This window comes from Pseudomonas sp. FBCC-B1565 (assembly GCF_059133265.1).
Genome location: NZ_CP101438.1, coordinates 2,463,735 through 2,477,452 on the forward strand (window position 1 = coordinate 2,463,735; position 13,718 = coordinate 2,477,452).

The window sequence follows — 13,718 nt, forward strand, 5'->3', positions numbered from 1 at the left end:
CTCACCCATGACCGCATTGAACCTTGCGCGCCAACTGCTGGACAGCACCCGCCGCCACGTTGAAAACAGCACCGACCCCTACGTGATCAGCCGTTTCGGCGACTTGCAGATTCGCGTCGATGTGGCCGCGGCCTTGCTTGAACGCGCCGAAACCCACCCCAGCCCCGTGGCTGCTACCGAAGCGCAGATCGCTGCCGGCGAAGCCCTGATCGCCGCGAGCAACGCCGAGTTCGAACTCACCGGCCAACGCACCGCACTGCCGTCGAGCCTTGATGACCCGCTGCGTACGAAGTACCAGATCGTCGGTAACTACCACCTCAACGGAGTGCTTTGATGTCCCGTGAAATCCGCCTGAATGCCTTCGACATGAACTGTGTCGGCCACCAATCCCCGGGCCTGTGGGCGCATCCACGTGACCGTTCGTGGCAGTACAAGGACCTGGAATACTGGACCGACCTCGCCAAAATCCTTGAACGCGGAAAGTTCGACGGCCTGTTTATCGCCGACGTGCTGGGCATCTATGATGTGTACAACGGCAACGGCGACGCGGCCATTCGCCAGGCGACGCAGGTGCCGGTCAATGACCCGCTGTCGTTGATCGCGCCGATGGCCCTGGTCACCGAACACTTGGGCTTCGGCCTGACCGCGTCGTTGTCGTTCGAACACCCGTACCCGTTCGCCCGCCGTCTCTCCACCCTGGATCACCTGACCAAGGGCCGCATCGGCTGGAACATCGTCACCTCCTACCTGGAAAGCGGCGCCAAGAATCTCGGCCAGAAGGCCCAGACCGAGCACGATGCGCGCTACGACTACGCCGAGGAATACCTGGAGGTCTGCTACAAACTCTGGGAAGGCAGTTGGGAGGAGGGCGCCGTGTTGCGTGACCGCGAACGGCGGATTTTCAGCGACCCGAGCAAGATCCACGAGATCCGCCACGTCGGCAAACACTTCCAGGTGCCCGGCATTCACCTCTGCGAACCGTCGCCGCAGCGCACGCCAGTGCTCTACCAGGCGGGCGCGTCGAGCCGTGGCAAGCAGTTCGCCGCCGAACAGGCCGAGTGCGTATTCGTCGCCGCGCCGTCCAAGGTGCTGCTGAAAAAGACCGTCGCTGACATCCGCCGCCGTGCGGCCGAAGCCGGGCGCGATCCGAAGAAAATCCTGATCTTCAACTTGCAGACGGTGATCGTCGGCGAAACCGATGCCAAGGCCAAAGCCAAGTTCGAGGAGTACAAATCCTATGTCAGCTATGAAGGCGCCATGGCGCTGATTTCCGGCTGGACCGGCATCGACTTCAGCCAATTCAAACCGGATGAGCCACTCAGGCACGTGCATACCAACGCCATTCAATCGGCGGTAGAGGCGTTCTCGACGGCCGATCCGAACAAGGTCTGGACCCCGAATGAACTGGCGGACTGGGTCGGTATCGGCGGCTTCGGCCCGCTGTTCGTCGGCGGCCCGGAAACCGTCGCGGACCTGTTGCAGGAGTGGGTTGAAGACACCGATGTGGACGGCTTCAACCTGGCCTACGCGCTGACCCACGAAACCTTCATCGACGCCGTGGACCTGCTGGTGCCGGAGTTGCAGAAGCGCGGGGTGTACAAGACCGAGTATGCCCAGGGCACGTTGCGCGAGAAGTTGTTTGGCGACGGCGCAAGGTTGGCCTCCAACCACCCTGGTGCCGGCTACCGCAATTTATCTGACGCGCACATAACCAATGTGGGAGGGGGCTTGCCCCCGATAGCGGCAGTCCAGTCAAAGCACTTGTGACTGACACACCGCCATCGGGGGCAAGCCCCCTCCCACAGTAGATCGGTGTTGATCCAAATAATCCAGCCAGCGGACCACCGCACGCACACACACCAATAGGAGCACTACCCCTATGAGCGTGCACGAACTCAAACGCCCACTGGCCGTGGAGTGGCCCGCCGAGTGGCTCGGCCACCTGCCCAAGGCCCTCGAACAACTGCACCACTGGGCGCAGATCACGCCGCTGCATAGTGCCCTGCGCCACAAGCGCCGGGGGCAGTGGTGCGCATGGCGCTGGATCGACGCCTTGCGCGATGTGGAACGCCTGGCCGATGGTTTGCGCCAGCAGGGGTTCAGCGAGCAATCGCGGCTGGCCCTCAGCGGTGCGTTCGAGCCGAACCTGTTGCTGCTGGCCCTGGCGGCGCACGTCATCGGAGGGCAGGTGGTGACCCTGGCCGATGACCTGGAGCCCGAGGCGCTGCAACACCACCTGTGGCGCATTCGCCCGACCCATTCCTATGTGCAGGGCCGCCAGACTGCGCGGCACTGGCAGTCGGCCAACTTGTTGGATTTTGCGCAGTTGCTCGGCCCGTTGGCGCCGACGCAACACTTGGCACGCTGGTGGCAGCCCACGGGTGAAACCCTGTTGTGGAGCGAAGAGGGCACCCACTGGCAGGGCGGTCTGGCGGTGGTGCTGGAGCAATGGCTGAACAGCGGTCACGGTCTGGCCTTCCCTGAAAGCCTGGCCTCGGCGCGGCGCGACCGCAGTGAAGTCGCGCCCACCGGCCTGCTGTTGTCGCCCGCCCGCTTGCAGCACCTGGCCGATGAGATCGAAAGCCGCCTGGCGCCCCACGGCACCTGGCGCCGACGCCTGTGCGACTGGGCCATCGCCCACCCGCAAAGTGGCTTGCGGCGCCTGCTGAAAAACCGCGTGCGCCGGCTCCTGGGGTTCCAGCGCCTGGCGTACATCTGGCAACCCGTCAAAGCCACGCCTTCACCGGTGTGGCTGGCGGAATTCAAACGGGACATCGCATGAGCCAGGCCATTTTGCAGGTGCGGGATATCTCGCTGTCGTTCAAGGGGGTCAAGGCGATCAATGCCCTGTCCTTCGAGGTGCTGCGCGGCGAGATCTGCGCGCTGATCGGTCCCAATGGTGCCGGTAAAAGCTCGTTGCTCAACGTGCTCAACGGCGTGTACCGCTTTGATGCCGGTGAGATCGTGTTCGAGGACCAGCACTTCCACCGCATCGACCCGTTGGGCGCCGCGCGCCGCGGCATTGGCCGCACCTTCCAGAACAACGCGCTGTTCAAGAAGATGAGCGTGCTCGACAACATCCTCACCGGCCTGTCGCGGCATATGCGCAGCAGCTTTATCGAACAAGCCCTGGGCTTGCCTCGCGCACGCCGCGAAGCCAAGGCGTTCCGGTTGCGCGCACAGGGCATTCTCGAATTCCTGGAGCTGCAAGCCCACCGCGATGTGCTGGTGGGCAACCTGTCCTACGGCCTGCAAAAGCGCGTGGAACTGGGCCGGGCGTTGATCGCAGGGCCGAGCTTGTTGCTGCTGGACGAGCCCATGGCCGGCATGAACGCCGAAGAAAAACAGGAAATGGCGCGCTTCGTCGCCGACGTCAACCGCGACCTCGGCACTACCGTGGTGTTGATCGAACACGACATGGGCGTGGTCATGGGCCTGTCCGACCATGTGGTGGTGCTCGACTACGGGCGCAAGGTCGGTGACGGCACGCCGGCTCAGGTCCAAGCCAATCCCGAGGTGATCGCGGCCTACCTGGGAGTGGTAAACGGATGACGTTTTTCTTTGAAACCCTGCTCGGCGGCCTGCTCGCCGGCACCATGTATTCGCTGGTCGCCATCGGCTTCGTGCTGATCTACAAGGCCAGTGGCGTATTCAATTTTGCCCAGGGCGCGATGCTGCTGTTTGCTGCACTGACCTTCGTCAGCCTGCATGACCAGGGCGTGCCGTTTGCCCTGGCGTTGCTGCTCACGGTGATCGTGATGAGCGTCGGCGCGCTGCTGATCGAGCGCCTGGTCCTCAGGCCACTGGTGAACCGTTCGCAGATCACCTTGTTCATGGCCACGCTGGGCCTGTCGTTCATTATCGAAGGCCTGGCCCAGGGGTTGATGGGCTCCCAGGTGCGGGCGCTGGACCTGGGCATCGACGACGTGCCGCTGTTCGTCGGCCCGCTGATGCTCAGCCAGTTCGACCTGATCGCTGCCGCTGCGGCGGTGGTGCTGGTGACGGTGCTGGCGCTGCTGTTCAACAAGACCCGCATCGGTGTGTCGCTGCGCGCGGTGGCGGATGACACCACGGCGGCGCTGTCCATCGGCATCAACCTCAACCGCATCTGGCAGATCGTCTGGGCCGTGGCCGGCATCGTCGGGCTGGTGGCCGGGTTGCTGTGGGGCGCGCGCCAGGGCGTGCAGTTCTCGCTGTCGCTGGTGGTGCTCAAGGCCTTGCCGGTGTTGATCATCGGCGGCTTTACCTCGATTGGCGGGGCGATTGTCGGCGGACTGATTGTCGGCGCGGCGGAGAACCTGGCCGAGGTGTACATCGGCCCGTTGATCGGCGGCGGTATCACGCCGTGGTTCGCCTACGTACTGGCCCTGGCCTTCCTGTATATCCGCCCCGCCGGCCTGTTCGGCGAGCGCGCCATCGAGCGAGTCTGAAAGCATGTCGATCCCTCTTGTACAACACACCGCGCCGTTGCTGCTGATTCAGCGGCGCATCCCGTGGGTCTTGATCGGCCTGTTGGCACTGGCCTTTATCGGGGTGCCGCTGTGGGGTAATGACTATTGGCTGAATGCGATCCTGATCCCGTTCCTAGTGCTGTCCCTGGCGGGTCTGGGCCTGAACCTGCTCACCGGCTACACCGGCCAGACCTCGGTGGGCGCGGCCGGCTTCATGGCCGTCGGTGCGTTTGCCACCTACGGTTTTCTGCTGCGCCTGCCGGATCTGGGTTTGCCGGTTGCGCTGCTCGGCGGCGGGATCATCAGTGCGTTGGTTGGCCTGCTGTTCGGCCTGCCCAGTTCGCGGATCAAGGGCTTCTACCTGATGGTCACCACCCTGGCCGCACAGTTCTTCCTGGAATGGCTGTTCGTCAAGTTTCCCTGGTTCTACAACTACGGTTCGTCCGGGACCATTTCCGCGCCCAGGCTGGCGCTGTTCGGTCATGACCTCAACACACCATTGGGCCGCTACCTGCTGACCCTGGTCACCGTGCTGCTGCTGACCTGGACCGCCCTCAACCTGGTGCGCAGCCAGGTCGGGCGCAACTGGATGGCGATCCGCGACATGGACACCGCCGCCGCCGTGGTCGGCATCCCGGTGGTGCGCTACAAGCGCCTGGCGTTCGCGGTCAGCTCGTTCTACTTAGGTATAGCCGGTGCGCTGTGGGCCTTTGCCTACCTGGGCACGGCCAGCGCCAGCAGCTTCGATATCAACCGCTCCTTCCAGATCCTGTTCATCATCATTATCGGCGGCATGGGCAGTATCGCCGGCAACTTTGTCGGCGCGGCCTTTATCAGTTTGCTGCCGATCTTCCTCAGCCACGCCGGGCAGGCACTGTTCGGCGGCTCGGTGGATGCGGGGCAGTTGCAGAACCTGCAGAAAATCATTTTTGGCGTGTTGATCATCGTGTTCCTGATCAAGGAGCCCGAGGGCTTGATTCGCCTGTTGCACAACCTGCGTGACCGCGTGCGGCAGTGGCCGCTGCGTTTCTGACATTCCCTTAAGAGAATCCCTATGCGTGCATCCTTGAAACGTTCCCTGGTCGGCGCTGCCTTTGCGCTGGCAACTTTGGCCGGTGCAGTCCCCCAGGCGATGGCCTCGCCGGACCAGCAATTCATTCCCCTGGCGACCTATCGTGTGGGCGCCTATGCGTCCAGCGGCGTGCAGGTGTGGGCCGGGATGATCGACTACCTGCGTTATATCAACGAGGTCGAAGGTGGCATCAACGGCGTCAAACTGGTGTGGCAGGAATGCGAGACCGAGTGGACGGCGGAGAAGGGCATCGAGTGCTACGAGCGCTTCAAGCATGGCCTGGATGGCGCGCCGGTCGCGGTGTACCAGCCCAATGGCGCGCCGGCGGCGTATGCGCTGAGCGAGCGGGCCGAGGTGGACAAGATCCCGCTGATCACCCTCGGCTACGGCCGCACTGAAGCCACCGACGGCACGGTGTTCCCGTATAACTTCCCGGTGATGCTGACTTTCTACAGTGAGGCCTCGACGCTGGTGAACTACATCGCCGAGCGTGAAGGCGGTTTCGACAAGCTCAAGGGCAAGAAGATCGCCACGGTCTACCACGACTCGGCCTACGGGCGCGAAACCCTCGGCCCGCTGAAGTTGCTGGCGGAAAAATACGGCTTCGAAAACATCCAGATTCCGGTGGCCGACCCCGGCAACGAACAGTCCGCGCAATGGCGCCAGGTGCGCCAGGCCAACCCGGACTGGGTGTTCCTGCGCACCTGGGGCGTGTCCACGCCGGTGGCGGTGAAGACGGCGGCGCGCTTCGGCTTCCCGGTGGACCACATCATCGGCGATATCTGGGCCAGTTCCAGCGAAGACGTATTGCCCGCCGGTGCCGCCGCCAAAGGCTACCTGGCCCTTACGCCATACCCGGCCGGGGCGGATTTCGAGATCCACAAACGCCTCAAGCAATACATCCTCGACAAGGGCCACAGTGACCTCAAGGACCTGAAGAACTTCGGCAGCGTCTACTACAACTCCGGCCTGGTGAACGCCGCCGTGGCGGTGGAGGCGATCCGCACCGGCCAGGCCAAATTCGGCAAGCGCCCGCTCAATGGCGAAGAAGGCCGCTGGGGCCTGGAACACCTGAACATCGACGATGCGCGCTTGAAGGACATGGGTTACCTGGGCCTGATGCAGAACCTCAAGCTGTCGTGCCGCGACCACGAGGGTGGCGGCTCGGCGCGGGTGCAGCAGTGGGACGGCGCCAATTGGACGCTGATCAGCGACTGGATCGCCGCCGACCGTGCGCTGTTGCGTCCGTTGATCGATGAAAAGTCCGCCGCCTTCGCCAAGGAAAAAGGCCTGACGCCACGCACCTGCACCGGGGATGAATAAACCATGAGCCAGCCCGCCACCGCTGCCGCGCAGCCGTCGCTGCTGACGGTCAACGATATCGAAGTGATTTACGACGGCGCGATCCTCGCGGTGGCCGGGGTGTCGTTGAGCGTGCCCAAGGGCGCCATTGTGGCCTTGCTCGGTGCCAATGGCGCCGGCAAGAGCACCACGCTCAAGGCCATCTCCGGCTTGGTGCGTGCCGAACGGGCCGAGGTCAGTCGCGGTGTGATCGAATACGCCGGTGCCGACCTGGCCGGCATCGACCCCAGCCAGCGCGTGCGCCAGGGCATGGTGCATGTGTTGGAGGGCCGCCATGTGTTCGGCCAACTGAGCGTGGAAGACAACCTGCGCAGCGGCGGCTTTGTGCGACGCCTGAGTCGCCGCGACATGGAGCACGACCTGGAACGTGTCTACGCCTGGTTCCCACGGCTCAAGACCAAGCGCCATACCCGCGCCGGTCTCACCTCGGGCGGTGAGCAGCAGATGGTCGCCATCGGCCGGGCATTGATGACCCGTCCTACTTTGGTACTGCTCGACGAGCCGTCCATGGGTTTGGCGCCTATGATCGTGCAGGAGATTTTCGCGATCATCGCTCAGCTCAACCGCGAGCAGCAGGTGAGCTTCCTGATCGCGGAGCAGAACATCAACGTCGCGCTGAACTATGCGTCCCACGGCTACGTATTGGATACTGGGCGCGTGGCCTTGAGTGGCAGCGCCGCTGAACTGCTGGCGCGGGGTGATCTGCATGACATTTACCTGGGCAAACAGTAAGGGCGACTCCGCATGACTGAATCCATCCGCAACGCTGATGTCCTGATCATCGGCGGCGGCCTGAGCGGCACGATGCTGGCCGTGCAACTGCTGCGCCTGCCGGGCGCGCGCCGGGTGCTGGTGGTCGAACCGCGTGCCGAGCTGGGCCGGGGCGAGGCCTACAGCGCCGTCGAACTGGGCCACACCCTGAACGGCAACGCGGCGCGCATGAGTGTCGACCCGGACAACCCAGACGACCTGACCCAATGGCTCACCGACTACATCGGCGCTGGCGGCTGGCCCGAGTCCGACCAGCAGCACGTGCCGATCAGCGAACTGTTCCCGCCACGCGGGATTTTCGGCTTGTATGCCCAGCAACGCCTGGCCGAGGCGAAGGCGCAGTCTGCGACCAGCGTGGAGCATGTGCGTGGCGAAGTGGTCGACCTGCAAGTGGATGCAGGCTCAACCCTGTTGAGTCTCGATAACGGCCAGCAACTGCGCGGTGGGTTTGCGGTCCTGGCCACCGGCATGTTCCCGGCGGCGCGTACACCGCAGACCGACTCCAGCGGGTTGAACGCGGCGGCGGTGGACCCGTGGGACGTGAGCGCGATGCGCCGGATCGACCCGCAGGCGCCGGTGCTGATCATCGGTTCCGGGCTGACCATGGTCGACGCCGTGGTCTCCCTGGAACAGGCCGGGCATCGCGGGCCGATCGAGGTGTTCTCGCGTCACGGCCTGCTGCCCCATGTGCGGCGGCAACCGCCGGCCTGGGTGGATTTTCTTGGGGAGGACCATGGCCTGCGCAGCCCTCGGCAATTGCTGCGCGAGGTGCGGCGGCAATGCGCGCTTGCGCAGGCCCAGGGCATCGACTGGCAAGCGCCGCTGGACACCGTGCGTGCGCATATCGCGCGTTTATGGAGCCAGGCCAGCGAGCGTGAGAAGCGCCAGTTCGTCAGGCATGTGCGGCCTTGGTGGGAGAGCCATCACCACCGTTCGCCGCCATTGAGCGCGCAGTTGGTGGCGCGGCTGCATGAAGAGGGGCGGTTGCGGATCCTTGCGGCGTCGTTCAAGGGGCTGGAACCTTCGGGTGAAGGGGTGACGATTCGTTTGCGTTATCGCGGCGAACAAGGCATCACCCTGGTCTCGGGCGCAGCGCTGATCAACTCCAGCGGTATCGAATACGACTGGCGCCGCGTGGCCCGGCCATTGCCCCGGCAGTTGCTCAAGCGTGGGCTGATCCAGCCAGGGCCGCTGGCGTTGGGGATTGCGGCGGATACGTCGGGGGCAGTGGTGGACGCCCAGGGGCAGGTCAGCCAGCGCTTGTTCGCCATGGGCCCGCCGTTGCGTGGGATGTGGTGGGAAAGCACGGCGGTGACTGATGTGGCGCTGCAAGCCAAGGCACTGGCTTCAAAGCTGACAGAGATCTAAATGTGGCAGGGGCTCCATTTATCTTGAGGTCTTCACGAAGCCCGGCTTGAGGCCGAACACCTCCACGCCCTGCGCCGTTGCTTGCCCCGTGGTCACTTTCACCCGCTCCACCGGTTTATCCATCGCCTCCCGATACTCCACCGTGTGATCTGCCTGGATCGCCTGGCTCGGAATCACCATCGCCTGGGCATTGTTGTAGGTCACGATGGTCAATCGCGCACTCATCCCCAGGCGCACCCGTTGCAACTGCTGCGGCGTGAGCTTGGGGATCGACAGGGTCACCGGAAACTGCGCGCTGCCCTGGCTGTCGTTGGCAATCGCCAGGCCGCTGACCACGCTTACCGAGCCGGTCAGGCGCTCGCCATCAAACCCGTCGCCCAGCACTTCCACCGCCTGGCCCTGGTGCAATTGGTTGATGTCCAGCTCCGAGACCTTGGCGGTGATTTTCAGTCGTTCGATATTCGCCAGCCCAAACAGCACCTGGCCCTGGCTGACCTTGCTGCCGGCCTGCACCGGGGCATTGTTATTGCCGCCGCCCTGGGATGAGGTGTTGCCCGGTGGCGGCACCACGATGCCGGAGAACGGCGCCTTGACCTCCTGGCCATCGAGCAGTTTGTGCAGGGCGTCGTATTTCACCGTGGCGTTGGTCAGTTCCATATCGGCGATCTGGCGGTACTCGCCCTTGCCCTGGTCGATGGCCTGTTGCAGTTCGCTGCGGGCCGAGGCAAGGTCCAGCTGTTGCTGCTGGGTCTGTTGCTTGAGGTCGTCCAGTTCATTGCGCGGGATGATGCCGCGCTTGAACAGGTTTTCGCTTTCGGTGAGTTTGCGCTGGGTGTTGCCGGCGGTCATTTCGGCGGTGCGCAGGCTGCGGCGGGCGCGGCTGACGGCGGGGCTACTGTCCCAGTCCTGCATCTCTTGCACGGTGCGCCGGGCCTTGAGCTGGGCGGAAAGCGCTTCGCGCAATTGCACCTCCAGCGTGGCCGGGTCCATGCGCAACAGCACCTGCCCGGCCTCGACCCGCTGGCCTTGTTCCACCAGGTTGGCTTGCACGTTGCCATCGAAGGGCGCGGTGAGGGTGATGGTGGTATCAGGCTCGATCTTGCCTACCAGGCCGATCCGCTGCTCCAGCGCTTCGGGCTTGACGACCAGCCACTGTTCGCTGGCACCGCCCGGATCGGACGCCGGGCTGCGCAAGGCCAGGCCCGCGCCGCCGAGCAGGACGATCAACACAACACCCAGCAGGCGTTTCTGATTAGTAGTCATTGAGGGCGATTTCCCAACTTTCCAGCGTCATGCCCAGGGTCAAGTCGAGCTGAGTCTGGGCGTTCAAATAAGCGATCAGCGCATTCAGTTGCGCGTTTTCGGCGTTGCGCAAATCGGTCTCGAAGCTCAGCACCTGGAAGTTGGTGGAGCGCCCGGCGCTGAGTTTTTCCCGCTCGATTTCGATCTTGCGCCGCGACAATTCCACGGCGCGCTGGGAGATTTCATACTGGCGCCAGCGCGTACCAAGGTCACGCACCACATCGTTGACGCTGCGTTCCAATTCCTGGCGCGCATCGGTGATGCGGATGGCCTGGTCCTCCACATTCACCCGTGCGCGCACTTCGGCCTGGCGCGTGCTGATATCGCCGATGGGAATCTGCACCTGCACCCCGGCGTAGCTGTCCCAGGTACGGTTGTTGGAACGGCCCGCGTCGTTGTCGGTGTTGGCGCGCACCTGGTTAGCGCCGGCCACCAGGTCCACTTGCCAGCGCCCCGAGTCCTTGGCGATCACCAAGTTGAGGTCGGCCTGTTGGCTGCCGAGCAGGGCGGCGAGGTATTCGGGTTGCTGGGTCTGCGCCAGGGTGAAGGCCTGGCGCTTGTCGATCTGCATGGGCCTGGCCTCCAGGGCTTCGGTGGCGCGAATCGGCGTGGACAGGTCCAGCGCCAGCAGGCGCAGCAGGGCGAGGCGGCTGGTGTCCAGTTGGTTCTGCGCTTCCTCCACGCCCAGTTGCTGGGTGGCGATGTCGGCTTCGGTCTGCACGATTTCGAATTCGGCCATGCGCCCGGCACTGATCAGCGCCTTGTTCACGTCCAGCAAGGTGCCGGAACGCTTGAGCGCATCCTGCACGATGCTCAGTTGCTCCTGGGCGCGCAGCAGTTCGCGGTAGGTGGCGATGATCTGGCTGATGGTCTGCGCCACAGTGGCCTTGAGGTTAAGGCGGTTGGCCTGTTCCGACAGGCGTGACAGGCGCAGCGGCGCGGTGGTGGCGTCCCAGCCGGCGCCACGCAGCAGCGGTTGGATGACTGCCAGGTCCAGGCCGTCGCTGCGGTAGCGACCGGCGCGGTCGGCGTTGCTCAGTTGCTGGGTCCAGGCCATGCTCAGGCGCGTGCCGTACTCGCCGAGCAGGCTGGTGGCGGGCGCCACGTTGGCATTGCGCGCACTGTCGGCGGAGCCCCGGGTGCTGCGGTAGTAACTGTTGAGGGTGAGTTTGGGGTTGAACACATCTTCGGCCACGCGCAGGTCGAACTTCTGGGCCACCCGTTGCAGGTACGCGCTGCGGATCGCCGGGTTGTTGCGCAGGCCCAGGTACACCGCATCCCCGAGGGTCATGGCGGTGGTCTGGGCGTTCAACGACACGCTGCGCTCGTAGCCGCTGCGGGTGGTGCTGGGGGCCGAGGGCTTGATCACCACATCGGCGGCCATGCCGGGCAGGCTGGCGAATGCGAGCAGCCATAGCCATTTACTCATCGCGCAGGGCCTCCACCGGTTGCAACCGCGAGGCCGAGACCGCCGGGTAGATGCCGAAGAACAACCCCACCAGCAACATGCTGCCCACCCCCAGCGGCAAGGCGGCGACCGCCAGGGCAAATTCCCAGCCCGACAGCCAGGCGTACAACCAGGCCGCCGTCATGCCCAGCACGGCGCCACACAGGGCACCGACGGCGGTGAGGGTCACGGCTTCGAGCAGGAACAGGTTGCGGATGTCGCGTTGGCGCGCACCCAGGGCCATGCGAATGCCGATCTCGCGACGGCGCTCCGAGACGTTCATCAGCATCACGTTCATCACCCCGACGCCACCGCCCACCAGGGAGATCGCCCCCAGGGCCAGCAGCAGATAGGCGAAGGTGCGGCTTTGCCGGGTCATGCCGTCGATCATTTGCTGGGGCACCTGGATGTCTGCATCGTGGTCGGCGAGCTGCGAGCTCAAGGCGGCAGCCACGTCCTTGGCAAGGCGCTCCATGTCCTGGCCGGGTGTGGCGCGGATGATCACATTGCCGATCTGCGGTGTGGCATAGATGCGGCGCATGCCTTCGGCGGGGATGAACAGCGACTCATTGGCCTGCACCGGCATCAGCATCGCCCGGGGCTGGCTGCGCAGGATGCCGACGATCAGGAACAGGTAGTCGTTGATGCGCACGCGGTCGCCCAGTTGCAGGGGGTCACCTGGCGCACCGAGCGCCTGGGCCAGTTGGTCGCCGATCACGCCGTAGGTTTCGTTGGCATCGAAGCTCGACAGGAAGCGCCCCTGCTGTATCACCAGGCGCATCGCGTCCTTAATGTCTGGCGTGCTGCCGACGAAGTTGGCGTTGGTGGTGCGGCCGTGGAACACGATCGGCCCGCTGAACAGCGTGAGGGCGCCGATATGGGCAATGCCCGGCACGGTTTGGCGCACGGCATCGAGGTCGAGGCGGGCGGGCATCGGGATGCTGCTACCGCCTTTGGCTGGGAACTGGGCGATCAGGGTGTCGGTGCCCATGTCCTTGAAGATCATTGCCGCATCCACTGCCGCGTTATGCCCGATGTTGATCAACGCCACCACCGACGAACTGCCGATGACGATGCCCAGCAAGGCCAGGACCGAACGCTTGCCCAGGGTGCGCAGGCTGACGAACGCTTCATGCAGCAGCTGGCTGAGGCTTTGTTCGACCCGCAAGCTCATAGGCTTCGGGCCTCTTGCACCACGCCATTGCGCACTAGGATCTTGCGTTCCAGGCGCTCGGCGATATGCGGGTCGTGGGTGACGATGATCAGCGTGACTTGCTGTTCGCGGTTCAACGCCAGCAGCAGGTCCATGATCTCCTGTGCGGTGGTGCTGTCGAGGTTGCCGGTGGGTTCGTCGGCGAGGATCACCGACGGGTTGCCCACCAGTGCCCGCGCGATGGCGACCCGTTGGCGCTGGCCGCCGGATAGGTCGGCGGGGCGGTGGTGGGCGCGGTCGGCCAGGCCGACCTGCTCCAGCATGCGCAGGGCCTGTTCCACTGACTCATGCCGTGATACGCCGCGATAACTCAAGGGCAGGGCAACGTTGTCCAGGGCGCTGAGGCGCGGCAGCAGGTTGAAACTCTGGAACACGAAGCCGATCTGCTGGTTGCGGATGGCGGCCAACTGGTCCGTTGTGGCGTTGAAAATATCGTGGCCGGCGAAGTGGTACTGACCGCAGTTGGGCAGGTCCAGCAGGCCAAGGATGTTCAGAAGGGTACTTTTGCCCGAACCCGAGGCACCGAGGATGCCGCAGCTGTCGCCACTGGCGATGGACAGGCACACATCATTGAGAATGGCCAGGTTTTGCCCGGCCAGCTGATAGCTTTTGCCGATGCCTTGCAGGGAGATCAAGCCTGGGTGCGCGGGGGTATCTGTCATCATGACTACGCCTGCAGTCTCGACGATGCCGTGCGGTCCCCGGAAAAGCATTGTTACAAGTTCGGGAGCG

General features: G+C 64.4%; 13 protein-coding genes. 9 read left to right on the forward strand and 4 right to left on the reverse strand.

The features are described from left to right. The first annotated feature begins 7 nt into the window (after positions 1–7). From NL123_RS11645 to NL123_RS11685, 9 genes are all read left to right on the forward strand, one after another. Positions 8–334 (forward strand): acyl-CoA dehydrogenase, encoded by a 327-nt coding sequence (locus tag NL123_RS11645; RefSeq protein ID WP_248482393.1) that lies wholly within the window; start codon positions 8–10, stop codon positions 332–334. Then, positions 334–1,767 carry an LLM class flavin-dependent oxidoreductase gene (locus NL123_RS11650; protein ID WP_494357812.1) on the forward strand — a complete coding sequence of 478 codons (1,434 nt, stop codon included), beginning with the start codon at positions 334–336 and terminating at the stop codon, positions 1,765–1,767. The genes NL123_RS11645 and NL123_RS11650 overlap by 1 nt, the downstream gene beginning before the upstream one ends. Before the next feature lie 112 nt (positions 1,768–1,879). Next, entirely contained in the window at positions 1,880–2,782 is a 903-nt protein-coding gene (locus NL123_RS11655; protein ID WP_494357813.1) for an AMP-binding protein, read from the forward strand. Beyond that, on the forward strand, positions 2,779–3,552 hold the full coding sequence (locus tag NL123_RS11660; RefSeq protein WP_248482388.1) for an ABC transporter ATP-binding protein: 774 nt from the start codon (positions 2,779–2,781) through the stop codon (positions 3,550–3,552). The genes NL123_RS11655 and NL123_RS11660 overlap by 4 nt, the downstream gene beginning before the upstream one ends. Continuing rightward, positions 3,549–4,430: a branched-chain amino acid ABC transporter permease gene (locus tag NL123_RS11665; RefSeq protein WP_058423839.1), complete on the forward strand. Its 882-nt coding sequence runs from the start codon at positions 3,549–3,551 to the stop codon at positions 4,428–4,430. Before NL123_RS11660 ends, NL123_RS11665 begins: the two co-directional genes overlap by 4 nt. A gap of 4 nt (positions 4,431–4,434) precedes the next feature. After that, on the forward strand, positions 4,435–5,484 hold the full coding sequence (locus NL123_RS11670; RefSeq protein WP_494357814.1) for a branched-chain amino acid ABC transporter permease: 1,050 nt from the start codon (positions 4,435–4,437) through the stop codon (positions 5,482–5,484). 21 nt (positions 5,485–5,505) lie between these two features. Then, a complete protein-coding gene (locus NL123_RS11675; protein WP_464703948.1) occupies positions 5,506–6,846 on the forward strand; it encodes an ABC transporter substrate-binding protein in 1,341 nt (446 codons plus the stop codon). Between the two features lie 3 nt (positions 6,847–6,849). After that, on the forward strand, positions 6,850–7,617 hold the full coding sequence (locus NL123_RS11680) for an ABC transporter ATP-binding protein (protein ID WP_494357815.1): 768 nt from the start codon (positions 6,850–6,852) through the stop codon (positions 7,615–7,617). Between the two features lie 12 nt (positions 7,618–7,629). Then, positions 7,630–9,024: an FAD/NAD(P)-binding protein gene (locus tag NL123_RS11685; protein WP_494357816.1), complete on the forward strand. Its 1,395-nt coding sequence runs from the start codon at positions 7,630–7,632 to the stop codon at positions 9,022–9,024. Between the two features lie 18 nt (positions 9,025–9,042). On the opposite strand, the gene NL123_RS11690 is transcribed toward NL123_RS11685, so the two are convergent. Genes NL123_RS11690 through NL123_RS11705 form a run of 4 tightly spaced genes read right to left on the reverse strand, consistent with a single transcriptional unit; the run spans position 9,043 to position 13,651 of the window. After that, positions 9,043–10,287 carry an efflux RND transporter periplasmic adaptor subunit gene (locus tag NL123_RS11690; protein WP_494357817.1) on the reverse strand — a complete coding sequence of 415 codons (1,245 nt, stop codon included), beginning with the start codon at positions 10,285–10,287 and terminating at the stop codon, positions 9,043–9,045. Further along, positions 10,277–11,755, reverse strand: a complete 1,479-nt coding sequence (locus NL123_RS11695; protein WP_248482375.1) for a TolC family protein — start codon at positions 11,753–11,755, stop codon at positions 10,277–10,279. Before NL123_RS11695 ends, NL123_RS11690 begins: the two co-directional genes overlap by 11 nt. Then, the gene (locus NL123_RS11700) at positions 11,748–12,947 is read right to left on the reverse strand and encodes an ABC transporter permease (protein WP_494357818.1); all 1,200 of its coding nucleotides are present in this window, start codon (positions 12,945–12,947) and stop codon (positions 11,748–11,750) included. The genes NL123_RS11695 and NL123_RS11700 overlap by 8 nt, the downstream gene beginning before the upstream one ends. After that, the gene (locus NL123_RS11705; RefSeq protein ID WP_494357819.1) at positions 12,944–13,651 is read right to left on the reverse strand and encodes an ABC transporter ATP-binding protein; all 708 of its coding nucleotides are present in this window, start codon (positions 13,649–13,651) and stop codon (positions 12,944–12,946) included. Before NL123_RS11705 ends, NL123_RS11700 begins: the two co-directional genes overlap by 4 nt. Between the last annotated feature and the right edge of the window lie 67 nt (positions 13,652–13,718).

Excerpts from the sequence above, each read along its gene's own strand:
- NL123_RS11700 (WP_494357818.1), bottom strand. The coding sequence starts at position 12,947 with ATGAGCTTGCGGGTCGAACAAAGCCTCAGCCAGCTGCTGCATGAAGCG.
- NL123_RS11645 (WP_248482393.1), top strand. The coding sequence starts at position 8 with ATGACCGCATTGAACCTTGCGCGCCAACTGCTGGACAGCACCCGCCGC.
- NL123_RS11690 (WP_494357817.1), bottom strand. The coding sequence starts at position 10,287 with ATGACTACTAATCAGAAACGCCTGCTGGGTGTTGTGTTGATCGTCCTG.
- NL123_RS11675 (WP_464703948.1), top strand. The coding sequence starts at position 5,506 with ATGCGTGCATCCTTGAAACGTTCCCTGGTCGGCGCTGCCTTTGCGCTG.
- NL123_RS11685 (WP_494357816.1), top strand. The coding sequence starts at position 7,630 with ATGACTGAATCCATCCGCAACGCTGATGTCCTGATCATCGGCGGCGGC.
- NL123_RS11695 (WP_248482375.1), bottom strand. The coding sequence starts at position 11,755 with ATGAGTAAATGGCTATGGCTGCTCGCATTCGCCAGCCTGCCCGGCATG.
- NL123_RS11705 (WP_494357819.1), bottom strand. The coding sequence starts at position 13,651 with ATGATGACAGATACCCCCGCGCACCCAGGCTTGATCTCCCTGCAAGGC.
- NL123_RS11655 (WP_494357813.1), top strand. The coding sequence starts at position 1,880 with ATGAGCGTGCACGAACTCAAACGCCCACTGGCCGTGGAGTGGCCCGCC.
- NL123_RS11670 (WP_494357814.1), top strand. The coding sequence starts at position 4,435 with ATGTCGATCCCTCTTGTACAACACACCGCGCCGTTGCTGCTGATTCAG.
- NL123_RS11665 (WP_058423839.1), top strand. The coding sequence starts at position 3,549 with ATGACGTTTTTCTTTGAAACCCTGCTCGGCGGCCTGCTCGCCGGCACC.
- NL123_RS11660 (WP_248482388.1), top strand. The coding sequence starts at position 2,779 with ATGAGCCAGGCCATTTTGCAGGTGCGGGATATCTCGCTGTCGTTCAAG.
- NL123_RS11650 (WP_494357812.1), top strand. The coding sequence starts at position 334 with ATGTCCCGTGAAATCCGCCTGAATGCCTTCGACATGAACTGTGTCGGC.
- NL123_RS11680 (WP_494357815.1), top strand. The coding sequence starts at position 6,850 with ATGAGCCAGCCCGCCACCGCTGCCGCGCAGCCGTCGCTGCTGACGGTC.